At 40.9% G+C, this 21,216-nt stretch carries 18 protein-coding genes; 14 read left to right on the top strand and 4 right to left on the bottom strand.

What is annotated here, in order from left to right:
* The first annotated feature begins 2 nt into the window (after positions 1-2).
* The 4 genes from ACZ5B7_RS12030 to ACZ5B7_RS12045 all read left to right on the top strand — a co-directional run bounded on the left by ACZ5B7_RS12030 (position 3) and on the right by ACZ5B7_RS12045 (position 3,466).
* Entirely contained in the window at positions 3-479 is a 477-nt protein-coding gene (locus ACZ5B7_RS12030) for a Na+/H+ antiporter subunit E (RefSeq protein ID WP_464493908.1), read from the top strand.
* A 47-nt stretch (positions 480-526) separates the two neighbouring features.
* A complete protein-coding gene (locus ACZ5B7_RS12035; protein WP_464494485.1) occupies positions 527-763 on the top strand; it encodes a Na(+)/H(+) antiporter subunit F1 in 237 nt (78 codons plus the stop codon).
* Positions 747-1,112: a monovalent cation/H(+) antiporter subunit G gene (gene mnhG / locus ACZ5B7_RS12040; protein WP_464494486.1), complete on the top strand. Its 366-nt coding sequence runs from the start codon at positions 747-749 to the stop codon at positions 1,110-1,112. Before ACZ5B7_RS12035 ends, mnhG begins: the two co-directional genes overlap by 17 nt.
* A 581-nt stretch (positions 1,113-1,693) precedes the next feature.
* Positions 1,694-3,466, top strand: coding sequence for a cation:proton antiporter (locus tag ACZ5B7_RS12045; RefSeq protein WP_464493909.1), 1,773 nt, complete (start codon positions 1,694-1,696; stop codon positions 3,464-3,466).
* A 22-nt stretch (positions 3,467-3,488) separates the two neighbouring features.
* Here the strand turns inward: ACZ5B7_RS12045 and corA are convergent, their stop codons facing one another.
* Entirely contained in the window at positions 3,489-4,445 is a 957-nt protein-coding gene (corA, locus tag ACZ5B7_RS12050; RefSeq protein ID WP_464493910.1) for a magnesium/cobalt transporter CorA, read from the bottom strand.
* A 200-nt stretch (positions 4,446-4,645) separates the two neighbouring features.
* On the opposite strand from corA, the gene ACZ5B7_RS12055 reads away from it, so the two are divergent.
* From ACZ5B7_RS12055 to ACZ5B7_RS12065, 3 genes are read left to right on the top strand one after another with little or no spacing between them, the layout of a single operon-like run.
* Complete coding sequence (locus ACZ5B7_RS12055; protein ID WP_464493911.1) at positions 4,646-5,980, top strand: spore germination protein; 1,335 nt, start codon at positions 4,646-4,648, stop codon at positions 5,978-5,980.
* A gap of 21 nt (positions 5,981-6,001) precedes the next feature.
* Complete coding sequence (locus ACZ5B7_RS12060; protein WP_464493912.1) at positions 6,002-7,078, top strand: SLC5/6 family protein; 1,077 nt, start codon at positions 6,002-6,004, stop codon at positions 7,076-7,078.
* Entirely contained in the window at positions 7,075-8,175 is a 1,101-nt protein-coding gene (locus ACZ5B7_RS12065; RefSeq protein WP_464493913.1) for a Ger(x)C family spore germination protein, read from the top strand. Before ACZ5B7_RS12060 ends, ACZ5B7_RS12065 begins: the two co-directional genes overlap by 4 nt.
* Positions 8,176-8,218: 43 nt before the next feature.
* On the opposite strand, the gene ACZ5B7_RS12070 is transcribed toward ACZ5B7_RS12065, so the two are convergent.
* A complete protein-coding gene (locus ACZ5B7_RS12070; RefSeq protein ID WP_464493914.1) occupies positions 8,219-9,406 on the bottom strand; it encodes a TIGR04053 family radical SAM/SPASM domain-containing protein in 1,188 nt (395 codons plus the stop codon).
* A 358-nt stretch (positions 9,407-9,764) separates the two neighbouring features.
* On the opposite strand from ACZ5B7_RS12070, the gene ACZ5B7_RS12075 reads away from it, so the two are divergent.
* On the top strand, positions 9,765-10,544 hold the full coding sequence (locus tag ACZ5B7_RS12075) for an NlpC/P60 family protein (RefSeq protein ID WP_464493915.1): 780 nt from the start codon (positions 9,765-9,767) through the stop codon (positions 10,542-10,544).
* Positions 10,545-10,818: 274 nt separating this feature from the next.
* Entirely contained in the window at positions 10,819-10,986 is a 168-nt protein-coding gene (locus ACZ5B7_RS12080) for a hypothetical protein (protein WP_213140439.1), read from the top strand.
* Between the two features lie 36 nt (positions 10,987-11,022).
* Here ACZ5B7_RS12080 and ACZ5B7_RS12085 read toward each other — a convergent pair whose 3' ends face one another.
* Positions 11,023-12,393 carry an MFS transporter gene (locus tag ACZ5B7_RS12085; protein WP_464493916.1) on the bottom strand — a complete coding sequence of 457 codons (1,371 nt, stop codon included), beginning with the start codon at positions 12,391-12,393 and terminating at the stop codon, positions 11,023-11,025.
* Positions 12,394-12,536: 143 nt separating this feature from the next.
* On the opposite strand from ACZ5B7_RS12085, the gene ACZ5B7_RS12090 reads away from it, so the two are divergent.
* The 4 genes from ACZ5B7_RS12090 to ACZ5B7_RS12105 are packed head-to-tail and all read left to right on the top strand — an operon-like array spanning position 12,537 to position 17,222.
* Positions 12,537-13,541, top strand: coding sequence for an XdhC family protein (locus tag ACZ5B7_RS12090; RefSeq protein WP_464493917.1), 1,005 nt, complete (start codon positions 12,537-12,539; stop codon positions 13,539-13,541).
* Positions 13,542-13,595: 54 nt separating this feature from the next.
* Complete coding sequence (locus tag ACZ5B7_RS12095) at positions 13,596-15,926, top strand: xanthine dehydrogenase family protein molybdopterin-binding subunit (protein WP_464493918.1); 2,331 nt, start codon at positions 13,596-13,598, stop codon at positions 15,924-15,926.
* On the top strand, positions 15,913-16,752 hold the full coding sequence (locus tag ACZ5B7_RS12100; protein WP_464493919.1) for an FAD binding domain-containing protein: 840 nt from the start codon (positions 15,913-15,915) through the stop codon (positions 16,750-16,752). Before ACZ5B7_RS12095 ends, ACZ5B7_RS12100 begins: the two co-directional genes overlap by 14 nt.
* Before the next feature lie 14 nt (positions 16,753-16,766).
* On the top strand, positions 16,767-17,222 hold the full coding sequence (locus ACZ5B7_RS12105; protein ID WP_464493920.1) for a (2Fe-2S)-binding protein: 456 nt from the start codon (positions 16,767-16,769) through the stop codon (positions 17,220-17,222).
* 25 nt (positions 17,223-17,247) lie between these two features.
* Here ACZ5B7_RS12105 and ACZ5B7_RS12110 read toward each other — a convergent pair whose 3' ends face one another.
* Positions 17,248-19,311 carry a peptidoglycan D,D-transpeptidase FtsI family protein gene (locus ACZ5B7_RS12110; RefSeq protein ID WP_464493921.1) on the bottom strand — a complete coding sequence of 688 codons (2,064 nt, stop codon included), beginning with the start codon at positions 19,309-19,311 and terminating at the stop codon, positions 17,248-17,250.
* Between the two features lie 245 nt (positions 19,312-19,556).
* On the opposite strand from ACZ5B7_RS12110, the gene ACZ5B7_RS12115 reads away from it, so the two are divergent.
* Positions 19,557-21,089 (top strand): carboxypeptidase M32, encoded by a 1,533-nt coding sequence (locus ACZ5B7_RS12115; RefSeq protein WP_464493922.1) that lies wholly within the window; start codon positions 19,557-19,559, stop codon positions 21,087-21,089.
* Positions 21,090-21,216: the final 127 nt, after the last annotated feature.

Below are 21,216 nucleotides of genomic sequence, written 5' to 3' on the forward strand. Positions count from 1 at the left end.
TAATGGCATTTCAAATTTTATTAAATATAGTACTGGCTTATCTATGGATGTTTATTAAGGTTTCTTTTGATCCCATTAGCTTTGTGAAAGGTTATTTGTTTGGTCTGCTTGTTATTTTCGTTTTAAGGCGTTTTTTCAAAAGCCGCTTTTACCTATTTAGATTTTGGTCATTTATCAAGCTTTCCTTAATCTTTTTAAAAGAACTTCTTTTATCTAATATTGCGATTGTCAAAATCGTGTTAAAACCTAAATTAGATATGAGTCCCGGCATCTTTGCCTTGCAAACTGAACTAACAAAGGACTGGCAAATTACCCTATTATCCAGTTTGATTACGTTGACGCCTGGCACTCTAGTTATTGACATATCAGAAGACAATAAAACATTATTTGTTCATGCGATGGATATAGGAGAAGTAGAAGATGAAATCAGCAGTATCAAAAATACGTTTGAGAAAGCCATTTTGGAGGTGAGTGGATAATGCTCGAAATCGTTATTCGAATTGCTTTATTATGCTGCTCCTTAGCGATGCTCGGACTTATCTATCGAGTTATTAAAGGGCCTACCATACCGGATCGTGTTATTGCCTTAGATGCAATCGGGGTTAATCTTATGGCCATAACAGCTCTTATCTCGATCGTATTAAAATCTAATGCATTTCTAGAGATCATCCTTCTTCTAGGGATTCTCGCTTTTATTGGAACGATAGCATTTGCCAAGTATTTGGAAAAGGGGGTTATTATTGAACGTGAGCGCACTCGTTGATTTTGTAATTGGATTTTTTATTCTTATCGGTGCCCTTCTTTGCCTGATTGCTACCTTTGGAGTCATCAGACTCCCTGACGTGTATGCAAGAAACCATGCAGCATCAAAAGCGGCAACATTAGGGGTAATGTCGATTTTATTAGGAACATTTATTTATTTTGTTGCCCTAAAAGGACATTTAAATTCCCGAATTATTTTAGGAATTATCTTTCTCTTTATGACCTCCCCAATTTCCGGTCATTTAATTAACAGGGCTGCTTATAATGCGGGAGTACCACTTTGGGATAAAAGTATTAGAGACGATTTAAAAGAATATAAAAAAATGATGTCTAAATCATCTGCAGATTAATTCAATTCAAGAGTAAAAAAGTGTTCCAAGTTATTGGCTTGGAACACTTTTACTTAAATTCTTCAATTCGAACATATTCCCTTGGCTTAAATGGTTTATAAAATTTCCTTTTCCGATTTACATTTAATTCCTCGGGGTTTAAATGGATATTCAACTGAGTATTTTGTGTATTTAATGGAACCACGTTCAGGTTGTTTGTAGGAGATTCCATTTTATAATCATTAAATTCCCAATGATTTTTTTGCTGCAATAACCAAGCTGCTGAATATAAAAGTAAAAATATAGATAAACTTACCACGATTTTAACTTTAACTATGCACAAACACCTCCTATAAGGATTAAGTTTGCAAAAATCGTGCAATTTTTATGCAATAAATGATCAATTGATTTAATTTCGGGGGAATTTAATAAAATTATTTTGTTAACAAAGCTTTTCCAAACTAAAAAATTATTGAAGACTGAATACTAATTAGCATAATGGTTGTAAATGTTATCGTATCTGCAACTGCATTAGCTAGGAAGATGATATACTTTTTTAATTCAAAAAGAGGGTGATTTATATTACACAAGAATTTACTTTGATGAGTATTGTTATCGTTATTGCACTCGGGATGTTCTCACAGTGGTTAGCCTGGCGGATCCAGTGGCCATCTATCGTGATAATGACGATTGCTGGACTTTTGATTGGTCCAATACTCGATTTAGTCAATCCACAAGAAGGACTAGGGGGACTTTATAGCCCAATTATATCTCTTGCCGTTGCGTTGATTTTATTTGAAGGCAGTACAAGCCTTGATATCCGTGAACTGAAAGGTATCTCTAAATCAGTTTTTCGTATCGTGACTTTGGGTGCCCTTTTAGCTTGGATTGGGGGGTCATTAGCAGCCCATTTTATTGCTGGACTAAGTCTTGAGATCTCTTTTATCATTGGTGGATTATTTGTTGTTACCGGTCCTACGGTCATTATCCCCTTGCTTAGGCAAGCAAAATTAACCCCCCGAGTCTCTTCAGTACTGAAATGGGAAGGCATTATTGTTGATCCGGTTGGTCCAATGCTAGCTTTATTTGCTTATGAGATTATTAAAATAACCTCGGTGCAAGTGTTTCAATTTAGTGATCTTATTCCATTTTTTGTCGATTCCATCTTAGCAATTTTAGTAGGTTATGTCATTGGTATACTCGTTAGTCTTTTAGTTAGTAAAGGGTTGTTCCCTGAATACCTGAAATCCCCAATAATCTTTAGCTGTGTCTTAATTTGTTTCACGTTAGGTGAAGTCATCATGCACGAAACCGGAATGCTTGCTGTGACCACCATGGGGCTAACATTAGCCCGGTCCAAGAAATATGTCCATTCTATTGGAAGTATTGGTCATTTCATGGAAAATATCTCGGTTATGCTTATTTCTACAGTTTTTATTTTATTGACGGCATCACTTACAAGAGAAACGATTATAGGTATTTTCACTTGGCCGATTATTTTATTTGTCATTACCATGCTTTTCATCGTTCGGCCGTTGTCTATTTGGTTATCTACGATTGGAACAGAACTGACTTTATCTGAAAAAACGCTAATAGGCTGGATTGCGCCAAGAGGAATTGTTGCATTGACTGTTTCAGGGTATTTTGCCGAGTTATTAATCGAAGACGGCTATCAAAGTGCCTCCATTTTAACTCCTCTTACGTTAGCTTTAGTTTTTATTACGGTTTGTGCACATGGTTTTTCAATCGGTCCAATTGCTCGGAAACTGGATTTGGCTAATACAAACTCCTCAGGCGTCGTGATTGTGGGTGCCAGTAGTTTTTCCATAGCTTTTGCACAGCATTTAAAAGAATTAGGGACTTCGGTCCTGATTACGGATACATCCGATGATCGATTATACCGGGCAAGAAAGTTGGGGATTGCGACTTACCATGGAGAAATTCTCTCGGAGCATAGTGAATTCGAAATAGACATGTCCCCTTATGATACAATTTTAGCTATGAAGGGGGATGTAGCGTATAATGCGCTTGTTTGTCAAACCTACATCCCTGAATTCGGCTATAACAACACATTTTCCTTGCCAATTGGAGCGAGTCAAACGGAACACAAAGAAATTCCACCTGCTCTAAAAGCGCATTTGTTATTTGGAGAGGGGGCAACATTTACGGAGTTAAATAAAAAAGTTAACATTGGCTACTCCATGAAAACTATTGAAATTAATATGAATCAAACTGTGCTTAAGGAGGAACTAGAGATAAGAGGAATTCCGTTATGTATTAAACGTAAAAACGGTAATCTGGTATTTGTCACATTTAAAGAAAAACTCATGCTAGATGAGGGAGATCAACTTACGGTACTGGAGTTGGAGAAATAATTCTCCAGCTCCATTTTTGCGATTAAAACCATCGTTTTTTTTTGAACCAATATAACAGCGTTAATCCAATAACTGCCATCAAAGTAAGAGAATAGGGATAACCATATTTCCATTCCAACTCAGGCATATTTTTAAAGTTCATTCCAAAAATTCCCGCCACAAATGTTAGGGGGGCGAATATAGAGGTCATTATGGTTAGGACTTTCATTACATTGTTTGTCTGGTGAGAATTTAACGATAGATAATTATCTCTGATGTCCGCAGTAATCTCCCTATTAGACATCACCATATCCGATAATTTTAAAAGGTGATCGTAGATGTCTGAAAAATACTCTTTTCTTTTAATAATCGCCTTTAAATGCTGCGAATTTAACATTCGGTATAAAAGGTCACGCATTGGATTGACCGTATGCGTTAGATTCAATAACATATATCTTGTTTCAAACAGATCACTTAATAAATTGTCCATTCGTTTATTCAGCGTATTTTCCTCGATTTCGTCCAATTTGTCCTCAATTTTATAAATAATCGGGAAGTAGTTATCCACGATTTTGTCTAGAATGTCATAAAACACATGAGGGCTGGTAAGTTTATCTACCTTACTTTCAGTAGTTAATCTTCCCATCACCTGAGAAACCTCAAGCGAGGGCAAAAGATGAAAAGTAACTAAAAAGTCTTCCGCAACGAAAAAATCCAGCTCATCTTTGATGATTTCCCCTTCTTCCTGTCGAACAATATGAGTAATAAAGAAAGTATAATCATCGTAATAATCAAGTTTAGGTCTTTGAAGGGTACTATTTAGACAATCCTCAATTGCCAATGGATGAAAGTGAAGTGCATCACTTAATAGTTGCATTTCTTCATTAGTCGGTTCATTAAAATCAATCCAAAACCATTTATACTTATCAAGATTTAGATTTTCAATTGAATTGAGTTTTTCTATTGTTTTCCCCTCTGTAATACCGATAAAGTTGATCATAGTTAACACCCTTTTTTTATGTAAAAATCAAAATATCACTTTCTATAATTGAAGCACATGTTTCGAAACTACTACGATATTACCACTAAACTCAACGAAAAACCAAAACTCATTACTCATATTTCGCCTCTCTTTTTAGAATAAAATACCAGCTAATGTGGGACAGTAACGTACAAAGCAGTTGTTAAAGAGGGAGACATATGCCGACTACTAAAGTGGAATCCATCAAAAAAAGTCTAATGGACAAAATTCAAAAGGCAGAAGATGTAGTTTTTAAAGAAAACTTCACGAAAGAAAAGTATCTTGAAACCTATTATATAAAATCAATCAGTGATGAACAGGTTTTAGGCCAATATGTCCTTAAACCCTTTTTTGAAATACAAGGCGCTGAGTTATTTCTAGATTACCTTCAATCCCATCCAAAAATATCAACGTTCAAGACCGAAGCCCAAGCTGTCGAAAGTGTGCTTAGGGGGGAAGCAGTCCTTTTTTATCAGGACTATATTTTTTTATTTGACTGCAAGGTTGACCGTAATAATGCAGTTCAGGATACAACGGTAGAAACGACGATCCAAGGGCCGCAATCGGGGTTTAGTGAAAGCTTGCCGACAAATCTTGGCCTGATCCGCCACCGTTATCCAGAAGCCACCTTAAAAGTTGAATCCTCACAAGTGGGGACCATTTCCAAAACGAAGGTGATGCTCCTTTATGACACGAGATTTGCTGACATGGACACATTAGGCCGAATCAAAGAATTTTTGTCTAATGTTGATATCAATATGTTTCAAACCGGGGAACAACTGCTTGACAGTATCAAAAAAAGCAATCGATCCTTGTTTCCGGTCATGCTTGTGACGGAAAGACCGGACCGGGTCGCTATAAACTTGTCAACGGGAAAAATAATTTTACTAATCCATGGTTCGCCATTTGCCGTTGTTTTGCCAACTTCAATGAAGGATTTTATGGCTTCAATGGCTGATATTTATCAAACCTATTGGGTTGGGAGATTCCTGCAGACATTGCGTTATATCGGCCTTTTTGTCAGCATAGTTTTACCGGGGCTGTATGTGGCGACAACTAGTTATAACCCGGAGATATATCGGGTGCAATTGGCCTTATCTATTGCTGGGAGTCGAAATCTTGTTCCGTATCCTTCATTTGTCGAAGTATTGCTGATGCTGTTTATGATGGAAATGTTGACAGAGGCCAGCATACGGCTGCCAAAGGCAATTGGGCCGACAGCGACAACCGTAGGCGGTTTAATTTTGGGGCAGGCAGCAACAGAGGCAGGGCTAGTGAGTAATATTATGATTATCATTGTATCGACTGTAGCCATTTCCAACTTTGTTGTCCCTATTAATGCCTTCAGTTTTTCAGTAAGAATTGTGAAATATATCGTTTTGGGACTCGCCACTGTATTCGGGTTGGTCGGTGTAGGTATCGGGTTTTTGTTGTTTATTGCGTACATGGTTAAGCTGGACAGTTTTGGCCAGCCATTCCTTACATTAATTCAAACGAAGCCAAATAAAAAATAACTTAGTTAAGGAGGGAGGGGATTGAACCGATATTTTCTCTATTTAATATTAACCAATATGTTAATTAACGTAATCATTTTTATACCGAAAATCTTAATCGAATACCGGTATGAAGGAGCGGTAATGGGTGTGTTGATTGCCATACCGATTGGTTTTACCCTTTCCTGCCTTTATAGTAAAGCTATTACGAAATTCCCAGGGCAAGGGCTCCCTGAAATCGCAGATAAATTTTTTAAGCGCCGGTGGTTAACACTTCTCCATTTTGGCATCATTCAGCTTGCCGGGTTTTCCGCTGGTCTCATCACGCTGGTTGGTTTTATTGATATCTTAACCCGTTTTATCAACCCGGAAATGCCAAGATTATTACTGCTGTCGATTTATTTAATCGCTATTATATTTATTATTCAGCTTCCTACCGAAAGGGTTATGTATATTTTAGAAATTGTCCTGTTTATGAATACACCGTTAATCGGTTTCATCGTATTTAAAGCTTTCACCAGTGATTATATTAGCTGGGATTCAATTCTTGAGGTTGGCACCCATCTGTTCGATCGGCCAAGTATAAAAGCCATCGCTGCAGCTTCTTACGTTTTTAGCGGTTATGCCAATCTTGTTATTTTTAATCGAGTAATTAAAGAAAAACTTAAAGTTTGGAACTTTGTAATTATCCTCTTTATGGGTATTTTCAATTTGTTTACTACCTTTTTTATTCCAATTGGGTTTCATGGATCCGACGGTGCCCAGGAATATCTATACCCTTGGATTTCGACGTCAGATTCTCTGCGCCTCGTTTACAGTCCGATAGAGCGAGTCATTTTTATATTTTTATTGTTTTATATGAGTATCACACTTATGAGTATCTCGATACATTGGCATAACGCATTTGAATTATTTAAGGGGACGTTTAGGAAAAAGGAAAACAAAAAGATGAAATGGATTGTTCTTTCAGCCTATTCTGGGTGCTCGGTAATTGCGGTCATGTTCCTTGAAACAATCCTTTTAAATCAGATTACGGTCTATTGGATGATTGCCCGAATAGGAGTTGAAGTAGTCCTTGTGATTTCTTTTAGCTTTTGGGCAAGGAGGCAGTTAGCATGAAAAACACTGTAAATTGGACTGTTGCAGCTATCATTGTCATCGGTTCTTTACTTTTGACCGGGTGCGGGTTCAAGGATATCGATAAGCGCCTGTTTGTAGTCAGCATTGGGGTCGATCTTGCTAAGAACAGTTCAAAGAAATATGATGTCCACCTAAAACTTGCTGTACCTAGCGGGTCAAAACAACAGCCAAACGAATTCACGATTGTATCGGAACAAGCGGACTCGATGTCGGATGCTGTTCGCATTATTAAAACAAAAGTGGATAAGGAAATCGATTTTAGTCACGCAAAGATGATATTGATTGGTGAGAATCTGGCAAAACAAAAGGGTAACGCGGGGATTTACTATTGGCTTTCACGACGTAGAGATATTCAATTGATTTCGTGGGTGGCGGTAGCAAAGCCTAATGCGCTGGAAGTCCTTAAGGTCAAACCGAAATCAGAACAAATTCCGTCGAATTCATTGTTTCTTGCTATGGGACAAGACGGCTCGGAAACACCTTATATTCTGCCAGATTTCCTGTTTGATTTTAAGATGAGGCTGATTGAACGGGGGTTGGACCCGATGCTGCCGATTGTTGAAGCTAAAAAGGAATTATTTGAAATTAAAACCACCAGTCTCTTTAATAAAAGTCATATGAAACTCACCCTTAATTCCGAGGAAACAAAAGCTCTTAACTTCCTATTGAATAAGGAAGAAAAATCAGCGATATGGGCAAGAAAGGGCAAAACAAGGTTTTTTATAGATACGCAGAAAATAAGCTCAAAGTATAAAATTTATACGCCTAAAGGGAAAGCGCCCTATATAAAATTCGATATTAAAATAAAGGGGATCATAGAGGAGACAAGCAGAAAAATTCCCAATTCGAAATTAGCCAAATATGAAAAGGAAGTGGAAAAAGAAGCGAACGAACTTATCAAACACGTTTTAGTGAAAATACAGAAGTCAGGCCTGGACCCGATTGGCTTTGGATTGCACTACCGTTCCCGCCATTTTAGTGAGAATGATTGGGAGGAATGGAAACAAATATATCCCAAAATAGTCTTTAAGGTAGATACGAAAGTTAAAATTACGGATACGGGATTAATTGAATGAAGAAAGGGCTCTCCTGCAAAGGATGGCCCTTTTTAAAATTGTATCAAACAACTGGTACAGTTTCTTTGTTTCGCATCGCTTGCGGAATATAAACGCAGAATGGCTCGCTTTCTAAATAATCTCCGGTGACGGCAAATGTTCTCGAGCGGGATCCGCCGCAGATTTTGTTGTATTCGCATATGCCGCATTTTCCTTTATAATTGTCAGGCTGGCGCAGTTCTTTAAATACTTTTGCCTCACGATAAATACTTGCCAAAGGTTCCTCGCGAATGTTGCCGCCGACAATCGGCAGCAGTCCGCTTGGCATCACATCGCCAATATGAGAAATGAAGGCAAACCCATTTCCGTCATTGACGCCTTTTGGCGCCCGCTTTAGCCCATCATGCATCGAGGCGAAATCGGTTGTAATCGAATCCTCGTAGCGAATTTCCCCTTTTTCAATCAGATGATCACGGGTTTTCTGCTGGAGGACAACACGGCGATAATGCTGGGCAGCTGTCGTTTTAATATCATATGGCGCTGTTTTGCTCAATTCATAAAGCCAGCGGAAAACCTTCTCATGCTGGGCAGGTGAAATACAGGCATCCAGTTGCCCACGTCCAGTAGGAACAAGCAGGAAGATATACCACATGACAGCACCAAGTTCTCCGACAAGCTCGGCCATTCGCTCCAGATGGTCATAATTATATCGTGAGATTACCGTGTTAATTTGCAGCGGCATTTGTAATTCATTTAAGTATTTTATTTTCTCAAGAGTTAATTCAAAGGAACCAGGTGTGCCCCTAAAATGGTCATGAATTTCCGGTGTCGGACCATCAAGGCTGAAACCCCAGCGCGAGAGGCCGACTTCTTTGGCACGCTTCATTTTCTCGATGGTGACATTTGGTGTTGCGCTCGGTGTCATCGAAACACGCATACCTTTTTTGATAGCATAGTCAGCCAACTCAAACAAATCTTCCCTCATCATACAATCCCCACCGGTGAACACAAGCATCGGGTTGTCCATTTCATAGATTTGATCAATGAGATTGATTCCTTCTTCGTGAGTCAGCTCCCGCGGGTCCGGTGTTAGCTGTGCATCTGCCCGGCAATGTACACACTTTAGTTGGCAGGCCCTAGTAACCTCCCAAATGACAATAAACGGATTTTGATCATAATCAATTGATTTTCCTCTACCATGCGGGTGGCCTTGACCCATTTCTTGAGGATGTCCCTTACTAAATCCTTGCATTTTCATCACCATGTTTCATAGATATTTTTGTAACCTTGAAAACGTTCTATAGGTTCATTATAAAATTGAAGTCTTCTAGTGCATGGGTGCTTTGTTACAATATTTCTACATTACTAGTAATGTCTTTCAACTATTACAATTTTGTTACATTGATGTCACAAATAGTTATATGAAAATAGCAAAAGTGTAAAAAAATCAAGGATTGGATGTAATTTAGAGTAGTTATCATTTGTTATATTTGGCCTGTTTATTTCCAATTGTGTCGAACACTGCCATGTAAACCATATCTTTGGCATTTTATCCAACTAAACTATTCGATACCATGTAAATACAAATATCTTGAAGGAGTGCAACAAGAATGAAAAAACAGCTACTGACAGCCGTCACGGCAGCCGGCATCTTCTTATCCTCTTATGCGGGAGCCGCAAGCGCCCACGAAATGACCTATACGGTTCAATCTGGAGATACCCTTTGGAGAATCTCGCACACAAACAATCTATCAGTTACGGACTTAAAAGCATGGAATAACCTCAATAGCGATACCATCTACGTCAATCAAAAACTATCATTAATTGCTCCTCATTCTCATGAATATACAGTTCAAAAGGGAGACACTCTTTACCGTATTGGCGTCAACAACAATGTATCAGTTGCCCAGCTTAAATCTATCAATAATTTAACTTCTGACACTATTTATGTGGGACAAGTCCTGAAGTTTTGGGTGCCGGAATCAGCAGCAGCTCCTACACCAGCTCCGGCACCAGCACCTGCGCCAACAGTTTCAAAAGCACAATTGGTAGTCGATGAGGCGAAAAAATTGATAGGAACACCATATTTATGGGGTGGAAATACGCCTGCCGGATTTGATTGCAGCGGTTTTACAAAATACGTGTTTGGTAAAGTAGGAATATCCATTCCGCGTACAGCCGCGACACAGTGGTCCGGATTAACTCCAATCACAAGTCCTAAACCCGGTGATTTAGTGTTTTATGAAACATATGCACCAGGTCCAACACATGTAGGCATTTACATTGGGGACAATAAATTTATTAATGCAGGATCAAAAGGGGTCACCATCAGCGATATGGGCCTTACCTACTGGAAATCTCGCTACATTGGTGCGCGAACAGCGTTTTAATAAAGACAGAAAAGACCTTTTCGTATCGGCAAAGGTCTTTTCTTTATCTAAAAAATTAGAAAGTAATCGTTTATGAAAATATATTTTGCCATTATACTATACATAAAAAAATACCCGGCCAAGAAAGGCCGGGCAAAAACAAATATCTATTAAAAGGGGGCGGAGGTTGAATGGTTCATTATCGAACCTGTTACTATCATAATGGTTAAATATGAAAAAATTATGAATGAAAAATTAATAGATTAAGAAACCTTCTCAAGAGGAGTAAAATTCGATGAAAGATTATCATTGCTGCGCCACCTGTCAGCATTTTAAAGCTGAGAAAAAAGCGGAGGGAATGTTTTATTTTTGCAAACGCTTGGGGTATGAGACAAAGTCCAGCTATAAATTCAATTGCTGGAGCCCAAGGGAAGAAATTAAGAAGTTGATGGACAAGAAATAAAGGAACAAAGCCCAAAGAAGCTCTTGTTCCTTTTCTTCAGACTCGTTTTAAATTGCCGAATCGTAATGAGTGCCTTGAAAACCATACACTTATTAAAAAGCTGATCGTTCCGAGAATAATCATGATACCGCCAACGATTTTCATTTTTTCAGGTGAGGCTTCAGCGCCAAATATCATGCCAAGAATGATGGTGGAAAAAATCGAGCCTAGATAACGGCAGGTTTGAAACAATCCGGAAGTAGTCCCGATTATGGCTTTGGGACTTTCCTTTAACATCGCCACTTGAAGCACAACATTGCCAATACCATAGCTTAGCCCCATAATCGATAACAGGATCCCAATTACGATATAGGATGCGCCAACAAAAAAGAATGTAAAGGCGCAGGCCCCGATAATTGATAAAAATGCCCCCGCCATAATCGGCTGATACACACCGGATTTATCAGCCCATTTCCCTGCAACCGTTGAAATAATAATGCTGACTCCCGACATAAACAGCATAAGCATGCCGCTTTTTTCTACTCCCAGTCCCATTGCCTCCTGAAAATAAGCAGGCAGACCAAAAAATAAACAATAAAAAAAGATATTTAACAAAATAAACTGCACGTAAACCAAAGTCAGTTGAGGGTTTGTTTTAAAAATACGAATATCAATAAATGGTTCTTTAACCTTCAATTCTCTCCATGCAAATAATGCAAAAAAGAGTAAGCCTCCAATCCCTGCTGAATAATGGACACTTTTTTCAAAGGAAAGCAAGAACCATAAAAACAATACCATGCCTGCAGCAAAAAATCCCATTCCCCAAAAATCAAGGTTGGAAAATAACCTTTTAACCGTTTTCTTATCCTTTTTCACATCCTTAGGAAACATGTGCCAGCCAAGCATGAAACTAAGGAAAACAAAAGGCAGGTTCACCCAAAAAATCGCTGGCCAGCCTCCCCAAACAATTAAAAAGCCGCCGATTGTCGGCCCGAGCGCAACCATTGCCGAGGCGAAAATAGACAAAACGGCGAGGGCAGATGCTTGCCGCTCTTTAATATGCTCCCTGATTAACGCCATCCCTGATGGATAAATCGCACTGCTGCCAATCGATTGAACTAATCTCATTACCACTAATAATAGGAAGGTCGAAGAGAAGGGAGCGCCAATGGCGGAAAGGGCAACAAGGACTAGTCCAAACAAAAAGGTGTTTTTTCTCCCAAAGATATCTCCGATTTTTCCTGTTACCGGCTGTGCTACAGCACTCGATAAATAGAAGGCGGTAATTAACCAGGAAACGGTTGAAAAGGAAAGTTGGAAGTCCTTCTGAATGCTATGTAAGGCCAGGGCGATCATCGATGAATTTAGGGGATTCAGCATAGTTCCCGAGGCAACGCCAGTTATAAACAACGCACGTGTTTGTTTCATGTCGAATCTCATTCCGGTATTTTTGTTTTAGCATATCCTTAACCCACTGTCTCTAGCCGTTAAATAATGAATTTTATTCTAGGAATAGCCTACCCGGCCATATAAATAGGGTAGGACTTTACGTGTTGAAGCGGGGGAGAGCCATGGAGGATTTTTTTCAAACGATCAATGTACTGAACCAACCCGGTAAAAAAGTGCTGGCAACAATCGTTGATGTAAAGGGATCTGCCTATAAAAGAGAAGGTTCTTCAATGATTTTTATGGATGACGGAACCCAGATCGGGATGGTAAGTGCCGGCTGTGTGGAAGCCGATTTAGCGGAGTGGGCAAAAAAAGTGCTTGAAAGCGAAGAGCCCCAGCTTGTCCGGTACGATTTGACTGAGGAGGGTGACATCGGCTGGGGAAAGGGCTGCAACGGAACCATTGATATTTTGCTCGAGCCGATTAACAGAAAGTTAGAAGAAGATATGAAATTGGTGAAAAAATTACTCGATAACAATATCAAAGTGGCAGGGTTTAAGAGCTTGCGCCATTTGGGGGAGTATGTTTTTGTTCCTGAAAAAGGTGAAGCATTTGGCTGTTGGGGAAGCTCATTTCCGATTATTAATTTTGCCTCTAAGAGTGGGCTGATGACAGATGGTGTCATTTTTCAGCACATTTATCTGCCAAAGCCAAGGTTAATCGTTTTTGGAGCGGGGCCGGATGCAAAATTGCTCGTTTCTTTGGCGGCAGAAACCGGTTTTTCCGTTACGGTGTGCGATTGGCGGGAAGCGCTTTGTCAGCAGCAAAACTTTCCTGCAGCAGACGAGCTTTTAATAGGGTTCCCCAGGGAGCTTTTACGGAATGTCTCTTTTTCACCCTATGATTTTGTCGTGATTATGACGCATCATTTTCAAAGGGATCAGGAAATTCTCTGGCCGCTGCTAGATGAGAATATTAGATACTTAGGGGTTCTTGGACCTAGAGAGAGAACTGCAAGACTCCTAAATGGAGAAAAGATTCCGGAATGGGTTCATTCACCGGTCGGATTGTCAATCGGGGCGCAGGGACCTGCTGAAATTGCCATTAGTATCATTGCGGAAATGATTGAAGCGTGGCGAAAACCGGTCCGTGAAAAAGTAGAGCACTTATGGACCATACCTGATTAGCCGGCATTTACCGGACTCAGAAAAAGAAAGATAGAGTTGGGGGAGGGACCCGAGTTGGAGGTTGTCGGTAAAAGTGTCATTCGCAAGGAAGCATTCGATAAAGTGACGGGCCGGGCCAGATACACACATGACTATCAAACCAGCGGGATGCTGTCAGCAAAAATGGTCATCAGCCCATATGGCCACGCCAAAATTGTCAGCATTGATACCTCGAAGGCCCAGCAAGTCCCAGGCGTCAGGGCAATTATTGCGGGAAAACGCTATCCGTTGACGGGTGAAGCCATTCGCGACCGGCCGCCAATTGCCGTTGATAAGGTAAGGTACCACGGCGAACCGGTTGCCCTCGTAGTGGCTGATACTCCCGGGCAGGCGAAAACGGCTGCTGATTTGATTTATGTTCAATATGAACCATTGCCTGTCGTTAATTCGCCTACCCAAGCGTTTAGAAGGGATGCGCCTTTGGTCCATGAACGGTTGGGTGAATACAAAAAGAAAGAGGATTCCCATCCGGTGCCTGGCACCAATATTGCCACTCATATCAAAATTAGAAAGGGTAATATGGAAAAGGGGTGGGCGGAAAGCGAGGTTGTGGTGGAGGCGAGTTTCTCATTCGCCCCGTCCGATCACGCAGCGATGGAAACGAGGTGTTCGACCGCAGAAATTTTGCCCGATGGACAAATTATTATTATGACTTCTTCGCAGGCACCCTTCATGGCAAAACGGTTAATTGCCGATTACTTTGGGGAGGACATAGGGAAAATTATTGTTCATACTCCGTTTGTTGGTGGTGCCTATGGCGGGAAGGCATCTGTGCAGCTTGAGGTGCTTGCCTACCTTGCCTCAAAGGAAGTCGACGGAAAACCGGTTAAGCTTTTAAATACAAGAGAAGAAGATATACTTACTTCTCCGTGCCATATCGGCCTGGATGCCACCGTGAAATTAGGCGCCGACCGCAACGGGAAACTAAAGGCTGCCGAGATTCAATACTTGTGGGATGGGGGCGCTTATTCCGATAAAGCGATTGATTTAACGAGGTCTGGCGCGGCAGATTGTACCGGGCCCTATAAGCTTGATCATGTTTGGTGCGATTCCTATTGTATGTATACAAACCACCCGTATGCTGCACCATTCAGGGGCTTCAGCCATTCAGAGCTTTCCTTTGCAATCGAGCGGACCATGGATATCCTCGCCGGGAAATTAAACATGGATCCGCTGGAGCTCAGATATATTAACGCCATTCAGCCAGGGGATACAACGCCGACAAGGGTTCTTTTGAATAGAAGTAATGTAGGGGACCTGCGAAAATGTATTGAGAAATTAAGAGAACTGTTCAATTGGAATGAAGGATCTGTAAAAGAAATAAATGAGCGGTATGTAAGGGTAAAAGGGATAAGCTGCAGCTGGAAAACATCGACGATTGACCCTGATGCACCGTCAGGGGTAATTTTGACGTTTAACCGCGACGGGAGCATCAATTTGATGTCGGGTGTGATTGAAATTGGCACTGGGACGAAAACAGTTCTCGCGCAGATTCTTGCTGAACGGTTGAAAATGGATGTTGACAAAATTCATGTGCGGATGGAGGTGGATACGCAGACAACACCTGAACATTGGAAAACAGTGGCCAGCCGTGGTACCTATATGGGCGGCCGGGCGGTGCTCGAGGCAGCAGAAGATGTTATTCATCAGTTAAAAGAGATCGCAGCCTGCGTGTTAAGGGCGCCGATCCAAGATTTAGAGGTGGGAGGAAGCCGGGTATATTTACGCGATGATCCTGCGATAGGACTCCATTTCAAAGATATTGGCTACGGCTATCAGTATCCAAATGGGAACGCCATTGGCGGGCAAATTATTGGCAAGGGCAATATTGTATTAAGGCATCTCAGCCATTTAGATCCTGAGACCGGCGCCGGAAAACCAGGGCCGGAATGGACGCCAGCGGCTTATGGTGTTGAAATTGAATTTGACCGCCGGGATTACACATACCGACTCGTTAAGGCCTGCACGGTCGTTGATATAGGGAAAGTGATGAATGAGAAAGCAGCCCTCGGCCAGGTAATGGGAGCGATGAGCATGGGACTCGCTTTTGCCGGCAGGGAAACCTTTTATTTTGATGAGCTTGGCAGAGTTCTAAATCCTCAGCTGCGTACGTATCGTCCCCTTCGCTACGGTGAAAACCCTGAGTTTTTAGTTGGTTTTGTTGAAACGCCTGCCCTTGATTCCGCATACGGTGCCCGTGGTGTCGGAGAGCATGGACTGATGGGGATGCCTGGAGCACTTGGAAATGCATTGTCACTGGCGGCGGGAGTATCCCTGCACCACTTGCCGCTCATTCCAGAATTAGTATGGAGGGCAAAGGAGGCATCAAGAAATGCTTCCATTTGATTTTGATTATTACAGGCCGCAATCGCTCAGTGAAGCTGTTGCATTATACCAAAACTTGGCACGGCAAGGAAAAAAGCCGATGTTTTTTTCCGGTGGTACTGAGCTGATCACACTTGGAAGAATTGATTTGGCTCATGCCGATGCTGTTATTGATATTAAGGGGATAGCAGAAGGTAGAGTTATGGAGATGGATGGGGATTACTTGGTTTTAGGTAGTACCCTGTCTTTAACAAATATCGAAGAGGCAAACCCTTTCCCGCTCTTAACAAAGACCTCAAGTGAAATTGCCGATCACACCGCCCGTGGAAAAATAACAGTGGGAGGGAATATATGCGGACAAATTTTTTATCGGGAGGCTGTACTGCCGTTTTTATTAGCAGATAGCCAGGTAGTTCTTGTTGGCCCTAAAGGTGTGAAAACCGCATTTATTCATAATGTTTTTAACAAGGAACTTCAGTTGGAAAAAGGAGAATTTCTCGTTCAAATAGTCACTGAAAGAAGGGTTGTCGAGGCACCTTTTATCAGCATAAAACGGCGTCAACAGTGGGAAACAGGCTATCCGCTGATTACCATTGCGGCTCTCAAAATCGATAGGGAAATTCGCGTCGCTATTAGCGGACTTTGCCCGTTTCCATTCCGTTCAAGGGAAGTGGAGGAAGCATTAAACAGACAGGGAGTGACGGGAGAAGCAAGAGTCGAAAGAGCACTTACTGTTTTGCCTCAGCCCATTTTAAATGATATTGAAGGATCGGCTGAATACCGCCTATTTGTATTAAAGAATTTGTTTATTGATATCCTTCGAGCTTTGGATGGAATGACGGTGTAAAGGGGGAGCTTTTAATGAGCCTGCACACTTTTCCATTGAATGTTAATGGAGAAAAGCGGATGGTGACCGCCAGATTTGCGGACACCCTTTTATTTGTACTGCGCGGTAGACTTGGACTGACAGGCGCTAAACCAGGCTGTTTAAATGGTGATTGCGGGGCATGTTCGGTAAATGTGGATGGCTGGCCGATGAAATCCTGTTTGATGCTGGCCGTTGAGGCGATTGGAAAAGAGGTAACGACAATTGAAGGGTTAAAGGATACGCCTATCCAAAAAGCCTTTGTAGAAAATTTCGCCTTTCAATGCGGATATTGTACACCAGGCTTTATCATGAACTGCCATGCACTAATTAAACAGCATCCAGATGCGGGTGATGATACGATCAAGGAATGGCTTGAATCAAATATTTGCCGGTGCACAGGTTATGCTGAAATTGAGAAGGCAGTAAAAAGTGTATTGGAGAATAAATAAGAGGGTGCTTAAGCACCCTTCACCCTTATTGTTTTTTCAATTGGAAGTAGGTATCCAAAACCCTTCGGCCAATTTTTAAATTAGCCTTGTTATCATCATCACCTTGAAACGCCCATGGAACTAAAACAGCCATCGCCACCTCAGGATTAGTACTTGGGGCGTAACTGACGAGGCTCAGATTCATAACTGATGGAGGAATCTCTCCAAAGCGGCTTCTTAATGGCCCATCATAAAAGGCTTCCGCAGTACCGGTTTTTCCGGCAGGTGCATAAGTAGCACCTTCGAAAAATTTAAAAGCCGTACCGCCCGGTTCCTGCATGACTTTGCGAAAGCCCGTCTGTACTCGGTTCAGCCACTCCTTTTTGGCATCAATTGTATTTAAAACGACAGGAGAAATTTCCTGTGCCACGGAACCCAGCTCCTCCGTCCCCGAAGCAGGCCTGCGGATTTCCTTCACGACATGTGGCTCCATCCGATAGCCGCCATTGGCGATGGTCGAAACATATTGGGCCAGCTGCATAGCTGAATAGGTATCATACTGCCCGATGACCAGATCGAGCAAATACCCTGGAAGCCTGCTTATTCCTTTAAATCCAGTTTGCTCATTTGGCAAATCAATACCCGTTCTTGTCCCAAGACCAAATGAAGCGAAGGAATTTCTGATGGTTTCAAACGCTTGCAGATTTTTTAGATTTAATGGTTGATCGTATTCATAATGCGCGTTTCCAATTCTTAACGCTGTATGAAACATATAAACGTTGGAGGACTTTTTTAACGCCTCAATTTCATTTAATCTTCCTAAATAGGTATAGGACTTTTTAAGCGGAGTGTCTTTAATTTTTATTCCGGCATCATCAAAAACTGTTCCCGGTGAAATCGCTCCCGTTTTATATCCGGTTAAGACAGTTGCCCCTTTCACTGTGGAACCGACATTATATGTAGTTGTAAACGTGCCAAGGGCATCATCCTCCATTACTTTTCTCCCGGAAGAATCCTTGACCATTTTTTTTCCGGACATGGCCAATATTTCACCTGTAAAGGGGTTCATTAAAACAACATAAGCCCTGTCAGTTAAGGCAGTACCCGGCATTTTTTTGGCAGCCCAGAGTTCTTCTTCGATAATCTGGTCAATTGCTTTTTGCAGGTCCATGTCAATGGTTAAGACAAGGTCTTTCCCTTTTTGGCCGTCTGAAACAGGCCGCGATTCAATGACCCTTCCGGCTTTATCGGTTACATTTTTAACTTTTGTTTTATATCCCCTTAATACTTCCTCATACTGCAGTTCCAGTTGGCTTTTGCCAACCCGGTCATTGCGGCTGTATCCTCTTGCTAAAAAATAATCCAATTGATCGGCCGGGAGTCCTTCATCCGAATTGGTCACCTTGCCAAGGACAGACCTCAGTGTGTAATCAAAAGGGTAGGACCGCTCCCAATCGGTGGTCGTATCTACGCCAGGAAGGGACTCGAGATTTTCGCTGACAACTGCGTATTCCCCATCACTGACATTTTCATTTTTTACAAGCTGTGAAGTGAATATATACCCGCTTGTAAATTCTCGGAATATTGCTGCTGCCTCTAGTTCCTCTTTGGATAAATTCATGTCCGCGTCAGTTATACGTTCCAGTTTTAATTTATATAAATCCTGATCCGTTAATTTTTTTGCAGCAAACAATTCCTTTTCATTTCTGGTGATTTTCGCATCGGCTTGCTTTGGATTTTTTATAATCCAATAATCCTTTTTATTTTTGTCAGTTAGCTTATCTGTATTTTTATCGATTAGTTTTCCTAATTTCTCAGCTGTTTCAAGCATTTCTGTTAGCGTAAATCCTTCGTTGCTGAAGGTAATGGCACTCTTGGGGATATTATCCACGATCACTCGGTAATTGCGGTCAAGCATTTTCCCTCTTGGGACAGGGTTACTTACTGTAATTCCTTCTTTTCGTTCCAAATCCCTTTTGAAATTTTCTCCATAGACAATCTGAACAAAGCCAAGCCTTAGGATGAGTATGGAAAATAATAAAAACACACTGAAAAAAAGGAAATTTAAACGAAAGGGAAAATGGGATTTTTTCTTTTTTTCCTTCTCCAATTAGCTTTCACTTCCTTTTTCCTACAAATTGTTAATTAATAAGCTTCGAAAATATTTAAACAATGTTTGTATTTTTTGCCCGATTGTAAAATTTATACAGACATAAAAACGATGGAGAAAAGATATACAAAATAGTTGAAAAGGCTTTCAAATTTTTTCCAAAATGACCAGTTTTCCTTTATAATTATTAGGGGTGAACTAACATTTTTTTCATCCATTGGAAAATAGATACAGGGAGGGGCTATATGGAACAGAAGGTATTGGAGCCGAAATTACAACAGGCATTGGAGAAATTTAAGGCATTAGATGAAAAAATAACGCATTACTCAAGTATTATCGGTTTGGCTGACTGGGATCAGAAGGTGATGGCACCGAAAAAAGGGAGACACGTTTTTGCAAAGGCAGCCGGCACATTAAGGACAGAGATGTTTAAATTATCGGTTTCGCCGGAAATGGGTGAACTGCTTAATACTTTAACACTTTCTGCGAATTCTGCAGTTTTAGATGAAGCAACAAAAGCGAAGGTAAGAGAATATAAGACTTTTTATGAAAAATCCAAAAGCATTCCCGCTGACATGTTCCAGGACTATTCGGTGCTGACAGGACAGGCAAATGATTCCTGGGAGGAGGCAAGAGCAAATAACGACTTTGGGCGTTTCCTGCCGTATCTGGAAAAGATTGTGGAGTACAAGCGAAAGTTCGCTGAAATTTATGGATATGAGGACCATCCATATGATGCTTTGCTAGATGAATTTGAACCTGGTTTAACCGTAAAAATACTGGATCCGCTGTTTGCAAAGCTAAGAGAATCCAGTGTACGGTTATTGAATCGGATTCAAAAGAATGGTAAAGGAACAAGGTCGGAAATTTTCAACCAGGCTTTTGAAGTTGAAAAGCAGAAACAATTTAATCGCTATATCCTGCCAATCATTGGTTTTGATATGGAGGCCGGAAGATTGGATGAGACTGTTCACCCGTTTGCTCAAACAGTGAATATTGGGGACGTCCGCTTGACGACGCGTTATTTGGAACAAAATGTGCGCTCTGCCTTATTTGGCACGATCCACGAAGCGGGTCATGGCATTTACGAACAGCATATTAATGCGGAATATGAGGAATCTGTCCTTCAAAGCGGTGCATCGTTTGGGATTCATGAATCTCAATCAAGATTTTTAGAAAACATGGTCGGCCGCAGCAAAGAATTTTGGAATTATTTTTATCCCAAGCTTAAGGAAACATTCCCAGGGCAGCTTGCAAATGTGTCAGTCGATGAGTTTTATCGAGCGGTTAATACAGTTGAGCCATCGTTCATCCGAGTTGAAGCAGATGAACTGACCTATAATTTGCATATTATGGTCCGCTATGAAATCGAAAAGGCCCTAATCGCTGGTGAAATCGAAGCAAAGGATCTGCCAAGCATTTGGAATCAAAAGATCGAGGATTACCTAGGGATTACTCCGACTTCTGATACGGTGGGAGTGTTGCAGGATGTTCACTGGTCGTTTGGCGGCATTGGTTATTTCCCATCTTATTCATTAGGGAATCTCTATGCGGCGCAAATTTTAAGGAAAATTCAAAAGGATTTGCCGGAATTTTATCAGCTTATTGAAAATGGCAGGTTCGATATCATTCAAGACTGGTTAAAGGAAAATATCCATCAATATGGGAAGCTTTACACCCCGAATCAATTAATTGTCAAGGTAACAGGCGAAGAATTGAATGCTGACTACCTAGTGGAATACCTGGAGAAAAAATACTCCGCAGTTTATGAACTGTAAAATTTTTGCAATCTTAGGAACTTACGTTGACATCTTTTTAAAAGTTTAATATAGTATAAGTAATAGAATATTTCCTTTTTAAAGGGGAGTAGCTGCTACAATAAAGTCGTCATTCCGAGAATTTATT

It is taken from the genome of Neobacillus sp. S1115 (assembly GCF_055385565.1).

Excerpts from the sequence above, each read along its gene's own strand:
- corA (WP_464493910.1), bottom strand. The coding sequence starts at position 4,445 with ATGATCAACTTTATCGGTATTACAGAGGGGAAAACAATAGAAAAACTC.
- ACZ5B7_RS12090 (WP_464493917.1), top strand. The coding sequence starts at position 12,537 with ATGGAGGATTTTTTTCAAACGATCAATGTACTGAACCAACCCGGTAAA.
- ACZ5B7_RS12070 (WP_464493914.1), bottom strand. The coding sequence starts at position 9,406 with ATGCAAGGATTTAGTAAGGGACATCCTCAAGAAATGGGTCAAGGCCAC.
- ACZ5B7_RS12035 (WP_464494485.1), top strand. The coding sequence starts at position 527 with ATGCTCGGACTTATCTATCGAGTTATTAAAGGGCCTACCATACCGGAT.
- ACZ5B7_RS12065 (WP_464493913.1), top strand. The coding sequence starts at position 7,075 with ATGAAAAACACTGTAAATTGGACTGTTGCAGCTATCATTGTCATCGGT.
- ACZ5B7_RS12100 (WP_464493919.1), top strand. The coding sequence starts at position 15,913 with ATGCTTCCATTTGATTTTGATTATTACAGGCCGCAATCGCTCAGTGAA.
- ACZ5B7_RS12045 (WP_464493909.1), top strand. The coding sequence starts at position 1,694 with ATGAGTATTGTTATCGTTATTGCACTCGGGATGTTCTCACAGTGGTTA.
- ACZ5B7_RS12105 (WP_464493920.1), top strand. The coding sequence starts at position 16,767 with ATGAGCCTGCACACTTTTCCATTGAATGTTAATGGAGAAAAGCGGATG.
- ACZ5B7_RS12080 (WP_213140439.1), top strand. The coding sequence starts at position 10,819 with ATGAAAGATTATCATTGCTGCGCCACCTGTCAGCATTTTAAAGCTGAG.
- ACZ5B7_RS12085 (WP_464493916.1), bottom strand. The coding sequence starts at position 12,393 with ATGAAACAAACACGTGCGTTGTTTATAACTGGCGTTGCCTCGGGAACT.
- ACZ5B7_RS12030 (WP_464493908.1), top strand. The coding sequence starts at position 3 with ATGGCATTTCAAATTTTATTAAATATAGTACTGGCTTATCTATGGATG.
- ACZ5B7_RS12055 (WP_464493911.1), top strand. The coding sequence starts at position 4,646 with ATGCCGACTACTAAAGTGGAATCCATCAAAAAAAGTCTAATGGACAAA.
- ACZ5B7_RS12115 (WP_464493922.1), top strand. The coding sequence starts at position 19,557 with ATGGAACAGAAGGTATTGGAGCCGAAATTACAACAGGCATTGGAGAAA.
- ACZ5B7_RS12075 (WP_464493915.1), top strand. The coding sequence starts at position 9,765 with ATGAAAAAACAGCTACTGACAGCCGTCACGGCAGCCGGCATCTTCTTA.